17 protein-coding genes are annotated in these 16,844 nt (G+C 60.9%); 8 read left to right on the top strand and 9 right to left on the bottom strand.

Translation table 11 applies throughout. From position 1 onward, the window contains the following. Positions 1-12 precede the first annotated feature (12 nt). On the bottom strand, positions 13-306 hold the full coding sequence (locus FMN63_RS00455; RefSeq protein WP_148581984.1) for a hypothetical protein: 294 nt from the start codon (positions 304-306) through the stop codon (positions 13-15). 200 nt (positions 307-506) lie between these two features. Next, positions 507-1,427: a pca operon transcription factor PcaQ gene (gene pcaQ / locus FMN63_RS00450; protein WP_148581983.1), complete on the bottom strand. Its 921-nt coding sequence runs from the start codon at positions 1,425-1,427 to the stop codon at positions 507-509. Between the two features lie 92 nt (positions 1,428-1,519). Between pcaQ and pobA the strand changes: the two genes are divergently transcribed. From pobA to maiA, 8 genes are all read left to right on the top strand, one after another. After that, complete coding sequence (gene pobA, locus FMN63_RS00445) at positions 1,520-2,689, top strand: 4-hydroxybenzoate 3-monooxygenase (protein WP_148581982.1); 1,170 nt, start codon at positions 1,520-1,522, stop codon at positions 2,687-2,689. Further along, the gene (pcaD, locus tag FMN63_RS00440; protein WP_148581981.1) at positions 2,689-3,480 is read left to right on the top strand and encodes a 3-oxoadipate enol-lactonase; all 792 of its coding nucleotides are present in this window, start codon (positions 2,689-2,691) and stop codon (positions 3,478-3,480) included. The genes pobA and pcaD overlap by 1 nt, the downstream gene beginning before the upstream one ends. Then, a complete protein-coding gene (pcaC, locus tag FMN63_RS00435; RefSeq protein WP_148581980.1) occupies positions 3,473-3,877 on the top strand; it encodes a 4-carboxymuconolactone decarboxylase in 405 nt (134 codons plus the stop codon). The genes pcaD and pcaC overlap by 8 nt, the downstream gene beginning before the upstream one ends. Before the next feature lie 13 nt (positions 3,878-3,890). Beyond that, complete coding sequence (gene pcaH / locus FMN63_RS00430; protein WP_148581979.1) at positions 3,891-4,619, top strand: protocatechuate 3,4-dioxygenase subunit beta; 729 nt, start codon at positions 3,891-3,893, stop codon at positions 4,617-4,619. 2 nt (positions 4,620-4,621) lie between these two features. Then, positions 4,622-5,242: a protocatechuate 3,4-dioxygenase subunit alpha gene (pcaG, locus tag FMN63_RS00425; RefSeq protein ID WP_148581978.1), complete on the top strand. Its 621-nt coding sequence runs from the start codon at positions 4,622-4,624 to the stop codon at positions 5,240-5,242. Between the two features lie 198 nt (positions 5,243-5,440). Continuing rightward, complete coding sequence (locus tag FMN63_RS00420) at positions 5,441-6,277, top strand: 3-oxoadipate:acetyl-CoA acetyltransferase (protein WP_148581977.1); 837 nt, start codon at positions 5,441-5,443, stop codon at positions 6,275-6,277. A gap of 54 nt (positions 6,278-6,331) precedes the next feature. After that, complete coding sequence (locus FMN63_RS00415) at positions 6,332-7,645, top strand: lyase family protein (protein WP_148581976.1); 1,314 nt, start codon at positions 6,332-6,334, stop codon at positions 7,643-7,645. Positions 7,646-7,854: 209 nt separating this feature from the next. After that, on the top strand, positions 7,855-8,499 hold the full coding sequence (gene maiA, locus FMN63_RS00410; protein WP_148581975.1) for a maleylacetoacetate isomerase: 645 nt from the start codon (positions 7,855-7,857) through the stop codon (positions 8,497-8,499). Positions 8,500-8,535: 36 nt separating this feature from the next. On the opposite strand, the gene FMN63_RS00405 is transcribed toward maiA, so the two are convergent. From FMN63_RS00405 to FMN63_RS00375, 7 genes are all read right to left on the bottom strand, one after another. Beyond that, entirely contained in the window at positions 8,536-10,317 is a 1,782-nt protein-coding gene (locus tag FMN63_RS00405) for an ABC transporter ATP-binding protein (RefSeq protein ID WP_148581974.1), read from the bottom strand. A gap of 66 nt (positions 10,318-10,383) precedes the next feature. Continuing rightward, positions 10,384-11,334 (bottom strand): acetamidase/formamidase family protein, encoded by a 951-nt coding sequence (locus FMN63_RS00400; RefSeq protein WP_148581973.1) that lies wholly within the window; start codon positions 11,332-11,334, stop codon positions 10,384-10,386. Next, the gene (locus tag FMN63_RS00395) at positions 11,324-12,952 is read right to left on the bottom strand and encodes an ABC transporter substrate-binding protein (RefSeq protein WP_148581972.1); all 1,629 of its coding nucleotides are present in this window, start codon (positions 12,950-12,952) and stop codon (positions 11,324-11,326) included. Before FMN63_RS00395 ends, FMN63_RS00400 begins: the two co-directional genes overlap by 11 nt. 70 nt (positions 12,953-13,022) lie before the next feature. After that, complete coding sequence (locus FMN63_RS00390; RefSeq protein ID WP_148581971.1) at positions 13,023-13,943, bottom strand: ABC transporter permease; 921 nt, start codon at positions 13,941-13,943, stop codon at positions 13,023-13,025. 2 nt (positions 13,944-13,945) lie between these two features. Further along, positions 13,946-14,833, bottom strand: coding sequence for an ABC transporter permease (locus tag FMN63_RS00385; RefSeq protein ID WP_148582374.1), 888 nt, complete (start codon positions 14,831-14,833; stop codon positions 13,946-13,948). Positions 14,834-14,837: 4 nt separating this feature from the next. After that, positions 14,838-15,440, bottom strand: a complete 603-nt coding sequence (locus FMN63_RS00380; RefSeq protein ID WP_148581970.1) for an ANTAR domain-containing response regulator — start codon at positions 15,438-15,440, stop codon at positions 14,838-14,840. Then, a complete protein-coding gene (locus tag FMN63_RS00375) occupies positions 15,437-16,651 on the bottom strand; it encodes a transporter substrate-binding domain-containing protein (RefSeq protein WP_148581969.1) in 1,215 nt (404 codons plus the stop codon). Before FMN63_RS00375 ends, FMN63_RS00380 begins: the two co-directional genes overlap by 4 nt. Positions 16,652-16,844: the final 193 nt, after the last annotated feature.

Genomic DNA, 16,844 nt, shown 5'->3' with positions numbered 1-16,844 from the left:
GGGAAATCCGCACTAATATTTGTTAGCGTACCAAAACATAGCAATGCCAAAAAGAATAACGTATCGAATCCAACCGTACCTTTTTAAGGGGCTCTTATTGAATTCTTCAACAAACTCTTGAGGTGGTTTATTTTCCATAATCAGATGAGCATTGAGGCCCTTATTTAATTCTCTGACCCAGCCCTTATCTTTGGCATTCCATTTTTTTAGCAACATATCCTGCGCCGATAAGCATCCCAAAAGGAATATACCTGATCCAAGACATGTGAATAATCCGATGACACCTATGAAGTATTTAATATCCATAGATAACTCATAATTAGTATTGGGGTTGTAGGGATGGTTTCTTATGGTGCGTAGAGCGGTGCTAATCTTGTCGTTGAGTTTCGTGTTTTAGCGGGAAATTCGAATTCAATACACAGTTCTCCAAATGAACTAAATACGAACTAGCAGGAGTTTGGCACACGGAAAGTTAAGAGTTCCGACCTGGTCAGAAAATCAAAACGTCAAGAACTCAACCCCAGCTCCTCGATCACCGACTGTACCGCCAGCCGGAAAACCTGTTCCTCGGCTCCCGGCTGGGTGTCTGGACGCGTCATCAGGCCGACGGGGCCCTTTGTCATGTCGGTGTCGAACGGCAGACGGACCAGGTGGCCGTCGGCGGTTTCGTTCTGCACGACGCCGGACGAAATGATCCACACCGCGTCGGTCCGGCGGGTATAGACCCGGCCGAAGGCGCCGGAAACGGTCTCGATCTTGTTCGGGATCTCGCCGACGCCGTTGGCAATCATGAAACGCTCGACCAGCGGGCGGATCGCCGCGCCCTCAGGCGGATAGAGCACCGGCCAGTCGACAATGCGTTTGATGTCCGGGTTTTCGAGAAGCGGATGGCCGGTCCGGACGATCACGTCGACCCGTTCGGAATAAAGCTGGGTGAAGGAAACGCCTTCCATGGAAACCGGTCTGCCGAGACGGCCGATCACCAGATCGAGCTTGCCCATCTTCAGCCGGTCAATCAGATAAGCGTGCGGTCCATCCATGATCTGGATCATGACATGGGGGGCCAGTTCCGAAAATTCCTTGATCACCGGCGGCATGAAGCTGGCCGCGACACTGGGCAGAACGCCGACCTTCAGGGTGGCGCGGGCGTGTTCACCCTCCTTCTCGACCCCGTCCAGCCCCTGTTGCAGGCTTGCCAGCGATATCTGGGCAAAATGCAGGAACACTTTGCCCTGCTTGGTCAGCGCGATGCCGGCCCGGTTTCGCGTCATCAGACTGGCACCGATGATGTCTTCCAGTTCCTTGAGCGTTTTGGAGATCGCCGGCTGCGTCAGGTTCAACTTGTCGGCGGCCAGTTTCAGGCTGCGCTCCCGGGCAATCTCGACGAAACACTGGATATGCCGGAACTTGATGCGACGGTCGATCATTTAGTTTCTCTTTTTGGAACGAAAGAAGCTGAATATCTCATTTTACTTCACTATTTCGTTCATTCAATATCCCTTTAACAAGGGAGGTTCGGATGCGAACTCAGGTTGTCATTGTCGGCGGTGGACCGTCCGGCCTGCTGCTCGGGCAGCTTCTTCATCTGAAGGGCATCGAGACCATCATTCTCGAACGCAAGACACGCGAATACGTGCTTGGCCGCATCAGGGCCGGCATTCTGGAAACGGGCCTCGTCAAAATGATGCGCGAGGCCGGTGTGGCCGAGCGGATGGACAAGGAATGCTTCGTCCATGACGGCACCTGCATCTCCTATGAAAACGAGATGTTCGCCATCAACTTCCAGAAGCTGATCGGCCAGAACGTCGTCGTCTACGGGCAGACGGAAGTCACGCGCGATCTCTATGACGCGCGCGATGCGGTTGGCGGGCAGACGATCTTCGAGGTCGAAGGGGTCGAGATCCGGGACGCGGACACGGACGCGCCCTATGTCACCTTCACCGTGGACGGCAGCGCGCGGCGGATCGACTGTGATTTCGTGGCCGGCTGCGACGGCTTTCATGGCGTCAGCCGCAAGACCATTCCGGACACCGTGCGCAAGGACTACGAGAAGGTGTTTCCCTTCGGCTGGCTGGGCGTTCTGTCAGAGACGCCGCCGGTGCACGAGGAACTCATCTATGCCAACTCCACACGCGGCTTCGCGCTTTGCTCGATGCGCAACGAGAACCTGTCGCGCTACTATGTCCAGTGCGATGTCAGCGACGACATTTTCGAATGGACCGACGAGAAGTTCTGGGACGAACTGAAACGCCGCGTGCCCGAAGCCATCGCCGACAATCTGGTGACCGGACCTTCCATCGAGAAATCCATTGCCCCGCTGCGGTCCTTCGTCAGCGAGCCAATGCGCTGGGGACGCCTGTTCCTGTGCGGTGATGCGGCCCATATCGTGCCGCCGACAGGCGCCAAGGGTCTCAACACCGCCGCGTCCGACGTGCATTATCTCTATGAGGGGCTGGTGCACTACTATCAGGACAAGGACAGCCACGGCATCGACACCTATTCGGAAAAGGCCCTGGCACGAATCTGGAAAGCTGAGCGCTTCAGCTGGGCGACCACCAACATGCTGCACAGGTTCCCGGGTCAGTCCGACTTCGACCTCAAGATGCAGCGGGCGGAAATCGAGTCGCTGCACCACAATGAAATTGCGCAGAAGTGGTTTGCGCAGAACTATGTTGGGCTACCCTACTGATGAAGATCGCGAGCTTGCCTGGAGCCGACATTCACTGGCGCGAAGATGGCGATCCTGACGGCACGCCCGTCGTCTTTGCCAATTCGCTCGGCACGGATTTGCGGCTCTGGGACAATGTCATCGACCTTCTGCCAGAGACTGGCCTGCGGCTGATCCGTTTCGACAAACGCGGCCACGGCCTGTCGTCCTGCCCGCGCGGTCCTTACTCCATGGACGCTCTCGCCAGCGACGCGGAACATCTGCTCGATCATCTTGAAATCGGGTCCTGCATGTTCGTCGGGCTTTCCATCGGTGGCATGATCGGCCAGCTTCTGGCGCACCGACAGCCGAAACGCATCAAGGGTCTGGTGCTCTCCAACACCGGCGCGAAGATGGGCGAAGCCGCCATGTGGCAGGACCGCATTTCAAAGATCCGCGTGGGCGGTATCGAGTGCCTTGCCGATGCGATTCTGGATCGCTGGTTTTCGGCAGATTTTCGCCACACGGCCGACTGTCTGGCCTGGCGTCACATGCTGGTCCGCACACCGGTCGAAGGTTACCTCGGCTGCTGCGAGGCGATTGCCGGCACGGATCTGACGGACAGCACGTCAGAGCTCAGCCTGCCCGTACTGGGCATCGGCGGCAGCGAGGACCTTGCCAGCCCGCCCGCCATGGTGCGCGGCACGGCGGACCTGGTGCCGGGCAGCCGGTATGTCGAAATTTCCGGTGTGGGGCACCTGCCCTGCGTCGAAAAGCCGGATGTCTTTACCGGCCATCTCATGACTTTTCTGAAGGAGGACCTCCATGTCTGAGCGTTTTGAAACCGGCATGAAGGTCAGGCGGTCGGTGCTTGGCGATGAACATGTCGACCGGGCGGAATCTGCCAAGACACCATTCGACGAACCGTTCCAGAGCCTGATCACCGAGGGGGCCTGGGGCACTGTGTGGGCGTCGGAGGGGATCAGCCAACGGGAGCGTTCGATGCTGACACTCGCGCTGCTGGCGGCGCTCGGCAATTTTGAGGAAATTGCCATGCACATCCGCGCCACCGCCCGCACCGGCGCCAGCAAGCAGGACGTGCTCGAGGCGTTTCAGCATGTGGCGGTCTATGCCGGCGTGCCGCGTGCCAACCAGGCGCTGAAGATCGCCAAGGAAACCTACGCCGAAATGGAACGCAGCGGCCAGAAGCTGACCGCGACAGGCGGTTAACGGAGGAAAATCGATGTTGAAACCCGGACCTTTCTACCAGCGGGACCGCGAGTGGCATCCGCCTGCGCACACGCCGAACTACAAGACCAGCGTGTCCCGTTCGCCGCAATATTCGATGATCAGCCTGGAAAACAACGTCAGCGAGATCACCGGGCCGACCTTCGGCCACAACGACATCGACCCGCTCGACAAGGATCTGATCTACAATTATGCCAAGTCGGGTGAAAGCGCGATTGGTGAGCGGATCATCCTGCATGGCCGGGTGCTGGACGAAAACGCCAAGCCGATCCCGAACACTCTGGTCGAGATCTGGCAGGCCAATGCCGGCGGGCGTTACCGGCACAAGAAGGACACCTACCTTGCGCCCATCGACCCGAATTTCGGTGGCTGCGGTCGCACGCTGACCGACGAGAACGGCTATTATTATTTCCGCACAGTGAAACCGGGCGCCTATCCCTGGCGCAACTGGGTGAACAACTGGCGGCCGGCGCATATTCACATGTCGATCTTCGGCACCGCCTTCTGCCAGCGCCTGATCACCCAATGCTATTTCGAGGGCGATCCGCTGATCGCCAAATGCCCGATCGTGAACACCATTCCCGATCCGGCGGCGATTGAGCTGCTTGTTGCCAAGTTAGACCTCAACGCCACCATTCCGCTCGACACGATCGCCTACAAGTTCGACATCGTCCTGCGTGGACGCCGCTCGACCCTGTTCGAAAACCGGCCGGAGGGGAACTGATCATGACTCAGCAACTCGATTATCTGAAGGAAACGCCTTCCCAGACGGCCGGACCTTACGTTCATATCGGTCTTGCACCCGGCGCCGCCGGTTTCGACATCTACCGGCAGGAACTGGGCTGGGATATCGCCGGCCCCAACGCCAGGGGCGAACGCATCCGCGTCGAGGGTGTCGTCATCGACGGCATGGGCTCGCCGATCAAGGACGTGATGCTGGAAACCTGGCAGGCCAACAGCGAGGGTATTTACGCCCATCCCGAACATACAGGTGACGTCGAAGACGGATTTCGCGGCTGGGGCCGGGTCATCACGGATTTCGACACCGGCGAATGGGGGTTCGACACCGTAAAGCCCGGCCCGGTGAAGCTGCCGGACGGCAAGGTTTCCGCGCCTCACATCAGCCTCTGGATCGTCGCACGCGGGATCAACGTCGGCCTTCAGACGCGCCTTTACTTCGAGGACGAGACCGAAGCCAACGCCGCCGACCCGGTCATCAACCTGATCGAATGGGAAAAGCGTCGCCAGACCCTGATCGCCCGCAAGACCGAGCGGGACGGCAAGACGGTCTACCGTTTCGAGGTCAAGCTGCAAGGCCCGGATGAAACGGTGTTCTTCGATATTTGAGAAGGCACAAAACAACTCCTCCTCATCCTGAGGAGCTTGGTCACGCCAAGCGTCTCGAAGGATGGGCGGCACATTCCGAGTATGTGGCCCATCCTTCGAGACAGCGCTGAAGCGCTTCCTCAGGATGAGGGGGAGCAAAGCAACAGTCGCCGTGCTCCTTGCACGGACGACACTGGCGAAACCGGAACGGCGTGAAACATGTCCAAACCCTGCATCATCTGTGTCGCGATCACCGGTTCTCTGCCGAAGAAGGAAAACAACCCGGCGGTACCGATCACCATCTCGGAGCAGGTGGAAAGCACGCAGGCAGCCTTCGAGGCCGGTGCAAGCATCGTCCACGCCCATGTGCGCAACGACGATGAAACGCCGTCCTCCGATCCGGAGAAGTTCGCAAGGTTGAAGGAAGGGCTGGAAAAACACTGCCCCGGCATGATCATCCAGTTTTCCACTGGCGGGCGTTCAGGCGCCGGCAGGGAACGGGGCGGCATGATCGCCCTGAAGCCCGACATGGCGTCGCTTTCGGTCGGCTCCAACAATTTCCCGACCCGGGTCTATGAGAACCCGCCGGATCTGGTTGACTGGCTCGCCAGCGAGATGCGCGCCCATCATGTCAAACCGGAGATCGAGGCGTTCGACCTGAGCCACATCCACCAGGCGGCCGCCATGAACCGGGACGGTCGTATTCCCGGCAAGCTCTATGTGCAGTTCGTCATGGGCGTGAAGAACGCCATGCCGGTCGACAGGGATGTTTTCGACTATTACATCAAAACCGTTGAACGGCTGACACCGGACGCGGAATGGTGTGCCGCCGGCATCGGGCAACATCAACTCACGCTCAACGAGTGGTGCATTTCCGCAGGCGGTCATACCCGCACCGGCCTGGAGGACAACATCCGCCTTGACCGGGACACCCTTGCTCCTTCCAATGCGGCGCTTGTGAAACGGGCGGCGGATCTTTGCGAGACATACGAGCGCCCCGTCGCTACCTGGCAGCAGGCGCGCGAGATCCTGGGACTGCCGCTGAAGGCAGCTTGACCCGCCTTTCCACTTGGCTCTCAATAAGGGCCCATCCAGAGACCCAGCCGAGCCATGCCTCTTTCTCTCTTTTCCAGCCAGATCCACGCCAGCCTCTTTGCCGACGGCGAGTTGACCCGGTTACTCGATGATCGCAGCGATGTCGCGCATATGATTGCCTTCGAGCGTGCCCTGGCCACCGTGCAGGGGCGTCTGGAAATCATTCCGGCGCAGGCCGCGCGGGAGATCTCGGAAAAGCTAGCCGACATTCAGATTGACTCCGCCAGCCTTGCGGCGGGCACACGATCCGCCGGTGTGCCTGTTCCGGCGCTTGTCGCAGAACTGCGCAAGCAGCTTGGGGCCGACGCAGGGGCGTGGCTGCACTGGGGGGCGACCAGCCAGGATGTCATCGACACGGCGATGGTTCTGCAGGCGAAAGTGGCACTCGAAATCCTGGGCGCGCGGCTGGAAAAGCTGATCGACACACTGGAACGGCAGAGTGAACGCCACGAGAGCCAGCTCATGGCGGGCCGGACCCGCAGCCAGGTATCGACACCGATCACTCTCGGCTACCGGATCGCGCAATGGGCCCATCCGCTGATAGAGGCGGAAAATGCGCTGCCCGCGCTCCGAACTGCCGTCTTACGCGTCCAGTTCGGCGGTGCATCGGGCATCAACAGTGCAATCGCTCCGGACGGAACCGACGTCTCGGCAGCCCTTGCAAGGGAGCTCGGCCTTGAGGACAGCCCGTCGTGGCACGTCAACCGGACCCCGGTTCTGGCGCTTGCCGGCTGGCTGCAACAGGTTACCTCGGCCCTTGCCAAGATGGCGGGAGACCTGGCGCTTTCCGGACGCACGGACATTGCGGAGCTTTCCAGCGGCACCGGCGGCGGGTCATCGACCATGCCGCAAAAGGCCAACCCGGTGCAGGCTGAGACCATCCAGGTGCTCAACACCATTGCCATTGCCGCACAGGCCGGACTAGCCGCTGCCGCCAGCCCACTGGAGGAGCGCGACGGCACCGCCTGGCCTCTGGAGTGGCATTTCCTGCCGCAGATGCTCCTGGCTGCCGGTGCTGCGCTGGTTCACGCAGAAGATCTAGCCACCAGCCTGCAGGCGAATGAGATCAAACTGGCTTCTACGTTGGAGTCGAACCCAGAAATCACGGCCGAGACCGCCAGTTTCGTTCTCGCCCGCAACGGCGTCTCCCGCGCTGAAGCAAAGGATCTTGTCGCAGCCGCCGCAAAGGACAGTGCGCCCTTTGCCGAAGCCCTCGCAAAGATTGCCCCTGTCGGTCTGGATTGGCAGAAGGAGCTGGATCCTCAACACGTTGTTGCGCCGGCAAAAGACATGTCGGACCGGATCTTTCAAACCCGCCGCAAAGACTGAACGAAGCTACAGGTCCTGAAGATGGTGGTGAGGATAAAGACCGACGAAGGTCATCGATGAAGGTGGATCGGCGCTGCGTTTAGCTGAGGGCGCAACCGCTTTCGCCAGCTTCTCAATAATCGGCTCATGAAGCCATTTGGCACACATGGACTTGCCAATTCAGGGCCAAATAAGTGTATCAATGCACACTGCGTTGCTGGGAGAGATTCGTGGCGAAAGATATTGTTTTATATGACTACTGGCGGTCTTCGGCGAGTTATCGCGTTCGCATCGCGCTCAATCTGCTGAAGCTCGAGGCCGAGTACCGGCCGGTGAACCTTTTGACCCGGGCCCAACTGGAAGACGACTATCTCGCTCTCAACCCTCAGGGCCTGCTGCCGGCGCTGATTGTCGACGGCAAGACGCTGACGCAGTCGCTGGCCATCATCGAATATCTGCACGCGACCACGCCCGGTTCCACCTTGATGCCGGAAGACGTCGACGGCCAGTACAAGGTGCGCCAGCTCTCCTATGCGATTGCCATGGAAATCCACCCGGTCTGCAATCTCGGCATTGTCAGTCACGTGGCGGAACTGACCGGTGGTGGCGATGATGCCAAGAAAGCCTGGATGCAACGCTTCATCGGCAAGGGCCTTGCCGCCTTCGAGAACCTTCTGGATGACAACGGCCCGTTCTGCCACGGCGAAACGCCGACCATGGCCGACTGCTGCCTTGCGCCTCAGCGCTATAATGCCAACCGCTGGGGTGTGGATGTGTCCGGTTTTCCGAAGATGCGGCGCGCCGCGGCGGCCGCAGAGGCACTGGACGCGTTCAAGGACGCCCACCCGGACGCCATCGGCGCGCCACCAGCCTGATCTGATCTGAGCTGATCTGGCCTGATCTGTTCCGGTTCAGGACGCGGCGACCAGATGCCGGTCGCTGACATCCAGATAGCGCACCCGCTCGACCGATTGCCCGAGCGGCAGAACCGGTGAAGGGATTTCCCCCGTCGGCACGTCAAAAACGGTGCGCCGGCGCTTGGGGTCGGGGATCGGCACCGCCTTCAGCAGCCGCTTGGTATAGTCGTGCTGCGGGTTTTCGAACACCTGCCGGCGCGTGCCCATTTCCACGATCTGGCCGAGGTACATGACCGCGATGCGGTGCGAGACCTGCTCGACCACCGCCATATCGTGGGAAATGAACAGATAGGAGAGCCCCAACTCCTCCTGAAGTTGCTGGAGGAGATCCAGAACACGGGCCTGAACCGACACATCGAGCGCCGAAACACTTTCATCCGCGACGATGACCTTGGGTGAAAGCGCCAGGGCGCGGGCAATGCAGATACGTTGGCGCTGACCGCCGGAAAATTCGTGCGGATGCCGAGTGAGCATGTCGGCCGGCAGGCCGACCCGCTCAAACAGCGACACCACCGTGTCCTTCAACTCCCTGCCGCGCGCCAGACCGTGAATCACCAGAGGTTCTCCGACGATATCGCCAACGGTCATGCGTGGATCGAGCGAGGCATAGGGATCCTGAAAGATCATCTGCATGTCGCGCCTGCGGCGCTGCTGTTCTTGCGTGCTGCCGAGACCGACGTGATGTCCGGCAATCCGGATGGCTCCTTCCCAGGGCACCAGGTTCATCAGGGCCTTGCCGATGGTGGATTTGCCGCAGCCGCTTTCTCCCACAAGGCCGAGCGTTTCGCCCGGAGCCAGCGTGAAGGAAACACCTTCGACCGCATGAACGCGGGAGGTCACCCGATTGAGCAAACCGCCATGCAGATCGAAGCGGACGACAAGGTCTTCCACCTCGAGAACCGGCGCTTCGGGCTGACCGGTTGTCCGGGCCGCACTGTCGACACCGGTCATGGCGCCAAGCTTTGGCACGGCATCCAGGAGGTGCTGCGTGTAACTGTCCGAAGGACGTTCAAACACGTCCGAAACCGTTCCGCGTTCCACAATATTGCCGTGGTTCATGACAATCACCCGGTCTGCCATTTCGGCAACGACGCCCATGTCGTGGGTGATCATGATGACAGCTGTGCCGAAATCGCGCTGCAGGTCGCGGATGAGCTGCAGGATCTGCGCCTGGATCGTCACGTCGAGCGCGGTCGTCGGTTCGTCGGCGATCAGCACCTTCGGATTGCAGGCCAGCGCCATGGCAATCATCACCCGCTGGCGCATGCCTCCGGAAAGCTCGTGCGGGTATTGTTTCAACCGTCGTGCCGGTTCCGACAGGCGCACCGATTCCAGCATGGCCAGCGCGCGCTTGTTGGCTTCGTTTCCGCTGACGTCCTGATGCGCCAGGATTGCTTCGCGCAATTGTCGGCCAACCGTCAACACGGGATTGAGCGAGGTCATCGGCTCCTGAAAGATCATCGCGATGTCGCCGCCGCGGATACGGCGCATGGCATCTTCGGGAAGCTTGGTCAGGTCCTTGCCCTGAAACAGCACTTCGCCGCCGGACACCCGGGCCATCGGCTCGGGCAGAAGCCCCATGATGGAAAGAGCGGTGATCGACTTCCCGGAGCCGGATTCGCCCGCGATACAGAGGGTTTCGCCGCGCTTCAGGTCAAACGACAGGCCCTTGACAACGGTCTTTCGCCCGGAGGGCGTCGCGACATCCGTGCGCAGGTTCCTGACGGAAAGAACGACGTCTTCGGCAACGGTTTCGTGGTCTGGCTGGCTGGACATCCGGGCGTCCTGGTCTTTCTTGAACTCTGGAAAGCGGGCGGCGGCGCTGACCGCCGCCCGACTGCATTACTGGAGAACGACTTTCGGGAAGTAGAACGAGACCACCCAGTTGGGCATGTCCACGATTTCCGAAATCCTGAGATCGCCGCAGACCGAGCACAGCATGTAAGCATCGACCGCGCTGTAGCCGTGACGGGCGCACAGGAGATCGATCATGTTGGACACGGCCGCCTGAGCGCCCTCGAACAGATCGGTGCCGATACCGGTGGTGACCTCGTAGCCCATCTCGTCGAGATGGCGGGTCACCGGGCCCGGGGTTTCGAACCGCGGCATGCTGAGGTTGGCGCCCTTGATCAGGTCCAGTTCAACCACCGTGTTCATTGGGCTTTCGATAGCGGTTCCGCAGACCTCGCCATCGCCCTGCGCCGCATGGGTGTCGCCGATGGAGAACAGGGCTCCGGCAACTTCCACCGGCAGGTAGAGCGTCGTTCCGGCGGCAAGGTCGCGAATGTCCAGGTTGCCACCGACCCGCCGGGGCGGAACGATGGAATGAAGACCTGCTTCCGCCGGCGCGACACCGATGGTGCCGGCAAACGGCTTCAGCGGCACTTTCCCGAACGGAGCAAAGGCCGACGTGCCCAGCTTGTCCTTGTCATAGGACCAGACATGCAGGGCCGGGTCCTTGAACTGATCCGCCAAAAGGCCGAAGCCCGGAATGTTGGCGGTCCAGCCGAAACCGGACGGCTTGAACTCGTGGATCTTGACCACCAGTGCGTCTCCCGGCTCGGCCCCATCCACGTAGATGGGACCGTTGACCGGATTGATCTTGCCGAAATCCAGCGTCGAGACATCCGCAACAGTGCTTTCGGGCGTCAACTGCCCGGCTGAACTGTCGAGACATTCGAATTCCAGCACCGTGCCTGGTGCCACCGTCTCGGCTGGGGTATTGGTATTGTCCCAACCGAAATGGTGTTGTGCCGCGTGGATCGTGTATGCGGCCTTGCAGTTACTGCACATCTTTCGCCCAAACGTAGTCGTAGTTGACGGGAATGTGGACCGGATCGACGAAGATGGCGTCGGGGCCACCCAGCCGCTCGGACCGCATCGTGAAACGCTGCTCGTGGAAGACCGGCGCCCAGGCCGCATCGTCCATTACCGAAATGAAGATCTTGCGCCAGGCTTCCTCGCGCTCGGCCTTCTGTGCCGGATCGGTCATGCTATCAGCAGCTGTTGCCTGCTTGTCCAGCTCTTCGTTGCAGTACCAGGACCAGTTCCAGCCACCCTTGACCGCGCCGGCACAGCCCAGGATCGGGCCGTAGAAGTTGGACGGATCCGGGAAATCGGCGATCCAGGCCATGCCGCCGGACCAGATCATCGGTGCCTGATCGGGTTCGCCGCCGGCTGCAATCACATTGGCCTGGGCCAGTGCCTTGATGTCGGCCTTGATGCCGATTGCGGCAAGGTCGGCCTGGATGGACTGGGCGATGCGCGGGTTCGGGTCGGTGTTGTAGACATAGAGTTCGGTCTCGAACCCATCGGGGAACCCGGCCTCGGCCAGAAGCGCCTTGGCGGCTTCCGGATCGTAGGGATAGCCGGTGTACTCGTCGTCATATCCCGGCATGCTCGGCGGCAGCGGCTGGTTGGCCGGCACGGCGCGCCCGTTGATGATGCGCACGACGCGATCCTTGTTGATCGCCATGTTGACGGCCTTGCGTACTTCCAGCTTGTCGAAAGGCGGCATCTTCACGTTCATGGTGACATAGCCGGTGTGCAGCTGGCCGCCTTCGATGATCAGGTCCTTGTATTGCGGGTCCTTGGTCACTTCCAGGAACTTCGCCGGCGGAATGCCGTCACCCGGAATGTCGGCTTCGCCGCGCTGCAGACGAAGAAGCGCAACCACGGGCTCCTGCCCGACCTCGAAGGTGATTTCGTCGAGCTTGGGCACGCCTGCGCGCCAGTAATCCTCGTTGCGCTTGAACACCAGACGCTGGCCAAGTGTCCATTCATCCAGCGAGAATGCGCCGGTGCCAACCGGATGCTTGCCGAAGTCGGCACCCCATTCTTCCACAGCCTCTTTCGGCACGATGGACGAGAAGTTGATGGCCATCACGTGCAGGAAGGTCGCGTCCGGGCGGGACAGCTCGATCTTGACCGTGTAGGGATCGACGACAGTGACGCCTTCCAGGCTGGTGGCATCTCCGGCCGCTACGGCATCATATCCCTTGATGGAGCCGAAGAAGCCCGCGCCCGGGCTCTGGGTGGCCGGGTTGGTGACACGATCGAGCGAGTATTTCACGTCTTCCGCGGTCATTTCACGGCCGTTGTGAAACTTGACGCCCTCGCGCAGCTTGAAGGTGAAAACCGTGCCGTCGTCGGAAATCGTATAGTCCTCGGCAAGGTCCTTCATCAGGTTGGTGGTGCCGGGCTCATAATCCATCAGGCCGTCGAACAGGCTCTTGATCATCGACCAGTTCTGCCAGTCGTAGCCGATGGCCGGGTCAAGCGTGGAGACGTCGTCCTTGTAGGTGACGATCATCGATCCGCCTTGCTTGATATCGTCCGCCAGAGCGGATGCCGATGTCAGGGCGGTGGCGGCAAGAAGGGCGGCAACCCCTGCCAATACTGTCTTCTTCATAGTCCAACCTCCGGTTCTTACGGTGATGTGCCGGGCCGCTCTGGTGACGGTTTCCGGCCATTGCCGCGCGTCAGCGCAGCTTGATCCTCGGATCAATCAGGGGGGCGATCAGGTCGGCGAGGAAATTGCCGGCAACGATCGCGAATGCGGATACGAGCGTGACGCCCATGATGATGGGAATGTCGACCCTCTGGATGGCCTGCCAGGCGAGCTGGCCGATGCCGGGCCAGCCGAACACGCTTTCAACCACAACGATGCCGCTCATGAAGAGGCCGATATCGATCCCGATCATGGCGACGATCGGAAGCAGCGCGTTGGGAAGAGCGTGGCCGAACAGAACCTGCCAGCGTTTCAGGCCCTTGGCACGGGCGGTGCGGATGAAGTCCTGGCGCAGCACGTCGATCATGGATGAGCGCATCATGCGCGAATACCAGCCGGCGCCCAGGAACCCGAGGGTCAGCGACGGCAGCACCATGTGCATGAAGGTGCCGTAGCCGCCGATGGGGAACCAGCCGAGCTGCACCGAAAAGACATAGAGCAGCAGGATGCCGATCACGAACTGGGGTGAGGACACCCCGACAAAGGAAAGGACCATGAGGCTCGTATCTGTCGCCGTATTCCGGCGCAGGGCTGCGACGAGCCCCATGGTAAGTCCGATAACCAGTTCGCAGACGATGGCGCCAACCATGAGAAGAAGCGTTGCCGGCAGGCGCGACCAGATGAGCGCGCCGACTTCCGTCTTCTGCAGGTAGGACCGGCCGAGATCGCCCTGCAGCAACCCGGTGAGATAACGGAAATACTGCTGATAGAACGGCAGATTGAGGCCAAGCTGCTCGCGGATGTTCTCGACCGTCTGCGCGGTGGCGCTGCGGCCCGCGATCTGACGGGCCGGATCGGCCGGGATCAGATAGAGCAGGACGAAGGTCAGGAAGGTGATGCCGATGAGGATCAGCACCGACTGGACCACCCGGCGCAGAATATAACCGCCCATGATCAGTGCCTCCCCTTCTGTGTCGGATCAAGCACCTCACGCAGCGCATCGCCCAGCAGGTTGAAGCCCAGCGCCAGCGCGATGATGGCGACACCCGGGAAGAACACCAGCCAGGGGGCCGAGGTGAAATAGGTCTGGTTCTCGTAGATGATATTGCCCCAGGAGGGTGTCGGCGGCTGAACGCCGATGCCGAGATAGCTGAGCGTTGCTTCCAGAAGCACGGTCGTCGAGATGCCCAGCGTGCCGAAAACGACGATGGTCGACAGAAGATGCGGCAGGATGTGCCGGAACAAAATGCGGAAGAGACCCGCGCCCATAGCTCGCTCGGCCAGGATGAATTCCCGCTCCGACAGTGATCTGGTTTCGGTGTAGACGACACGCGCCATCTGTACCCAGTTGACCATGGCGATCACCATGGCAACGATCCAGAGCGAGGGCCGGAACAGCGCCGCCAGCGTGATCGCGAGCAGCAGCGCCGGGAAGGCCATCATCAGATCGGTGAAGCGCATCAGCACCGTTCCCACCCAGCCCCGGAAAAAACCGGCGAGAATGCCGACAAAGGCCCCCACCGCAACGGCGATCCCATTGGCGACGATCCCGATAATCAGCGAGGTTTGCGCGCCGTAGATCAGACGTGACAGAAGATCCCGCCCGAGCAGATCGGTGCCCAACCAGAAGGTTTCGTTCGGTGGCAAGGGCGCGCCTTCCAGGGTCAGGCCTTCGAAGAACTGTTCCGCCGGATCGTAAGGCGCGACAAAGGGGGCGAAGACAGCGGCGCCAACAATCACGCCGACCAGAACCAGAGCGACTACGGCCAGTTTCCTTTGCAGGAGACGGCGCCAGACGCCTTTGGGCGTTTCGGTTGCGGCAGCTTGCACGGTATCCGGCATTGCTTCAGGCTTCACGTCGGCCGGCATTCTGCCCTCCTGAGCGCGCCAGCAGATCGAGCGCGACGTCTTCCATGGTTTGCCGGCTTGCCATCGCCATGTCCTGCAGCAGCTTGTAGGCGGTTTCAGCGTCGCCCCCCTGGTGCTGCATGAGCAGGATGATGGCTTCGGCCACCTGAGGCCGACAGGCGAGGCGGGCTTCCAGTTTCGCGATCCTGTCTTCCGATGCTCGGCGCATGGCAAAGGTTCGCGTGGCCACGACGAGCGCCCCGTAAACGCCGCTCGATGCGATGGGCTTGCTCAGATGAGCAATGGCACCGCGCCGGATGGCCCATTCGACGCGGCCCGGAGCCTCGCTGCCCATCAGCGCGATCATCGGCATCGGGTGCTCTTCCACCGGCCAGGGAAACTGGGCGTCGTGGCCTGCATCGGCCTCGAAGATCACCAGATCGGCCCGCCGGGCGTCTTCCGGAAGTTCCGGCCAGGCGGTAGACGTCGCGATGCCCAGACGGTCCAGCTGGCGGCAGACGGCATCCCTGTCGGAATGGGGCTTGTGCAGGACCATTGCGGACCAACCGCGGAAACTGGGGGTGCGGAACAGGCTGCTCATGACGACACCAGCCTCAATCCCGGCGCATTGCCGTTGTCCGGAACCGGTGCGTCCCCGGAGGCCCCGGCGCCGCTTTCCAGCGGATCATAGTGAACGAGATAGGGGTCCGGAGCCAACGGCCCGGACGTCTTTTCGATGATCCTGAACCGGGAACGAAGCCGCTCCGGACCGGTGGTTTCCACCACTGCGATCAGCGGCTGCAGATAGGCGTGCTGCGTTTGCGGATCGATGCGGATGTCGCGCAACGGCGTGCGATGCGGCCGGCGGCACAATTCCGACAGAACATGATCCGGTGCATCCGAGCCGCAGGCCTCGATGGCGCGGGCAAGCAGCCAGACAGCCTCATATGGGCCGACGAACATGGACGAGATCGACGCCTCCGGTCCGCGCAGGCCTTCCAGACGGCTGAGGAAATCCTCGTTTTCCGGTGTGTCCAGCGTCTCGAAATAGGTCGAGGTGGACACAAGCCCTTCCGCAGCCGCCCCTAGGATGGGCAGTTCGGCTTCGGTCAGATTGCAGCTGAGGATCGGGCAGCGGTTCGGCGCAAAGGCGGGATCTTCCTTCGCAAGCCGTTTCATGGCGCGCAGGAAGGCGTAGCTGCTTTCACCGATCAGATTGTTGAAGATGAAATCCGGGCGTTTTTCGCGGATTTCAACAATCAGATGGTCGATGTTCTCGTCGCCGATGGCAACATAGCGTTCGCCCAGAACGTCGCCGTTGCATCCGGCCAGAAGCTCGCGGGCGATGCGGTTGGTTTCCCAGCCCCAGATGTAGTTGGACCCGAGCAGGAACGCCCGGCGGCCGGATTCCGGAACGATGTGGCGGAAAAGCGGGACCACGCCCTGGTTCGGGCAGGCGCCGGTATAGACCACGCGGTCATGGCTTTCGAAGCCTTCGTAAGGCGTGGTGTACCAGAGCAGCCCGCGGCCACGCTCCATCACCGGCAGCACTTCCTTGCGGGAGGACGAGGTCTGGGTGCCGACGATATGCCGGCAACCGGCCTCGCGCATCATTCGTTCGGCTTCCACGGCGTAGTTTTCGGTAGATCCCCTGGGGTCTCCATCCACACGCAGGAAGCGGAAATCGAACAGGCCGGACGCATTTATTTCGTCAATGGCGATCCGGGCGCCCCAATAGCCTTCCTGCCCGATCGCGGCATAGGAACCGGATTTCGAAAACAGAACGCCAACCGGTATTTCACCAAAGGCCATGTATTACCCTGCCCTTCAGCCGAACGATGTGAACCGTGGGGGCTGAACATAAAAAAACCCCGACCCGCAGGTGACTACCTGCGACAGATCGGGGCGCAATTGCCGTGCGGCTGAACGATTGCCGCTATTTCGAGATCAGGATTGCCGAAGAAAAAATTCTTGTCAATCGCCGCAAAGCTCAAACATCAGCCAC

Origin of the sequence: Stappia sp. BW2, assembly GCF_008107695.1 — a bacterium.
GTDB lineage: Bacteria > Pseudomonadota > Alphaproteobacteria > Rhizobiales > Stappiaceae > Roseibium.
Note: the sequence above shows the minus strand (reverse complement) of the source record. Positions and strands in the feature narration are given on the sequence as shown.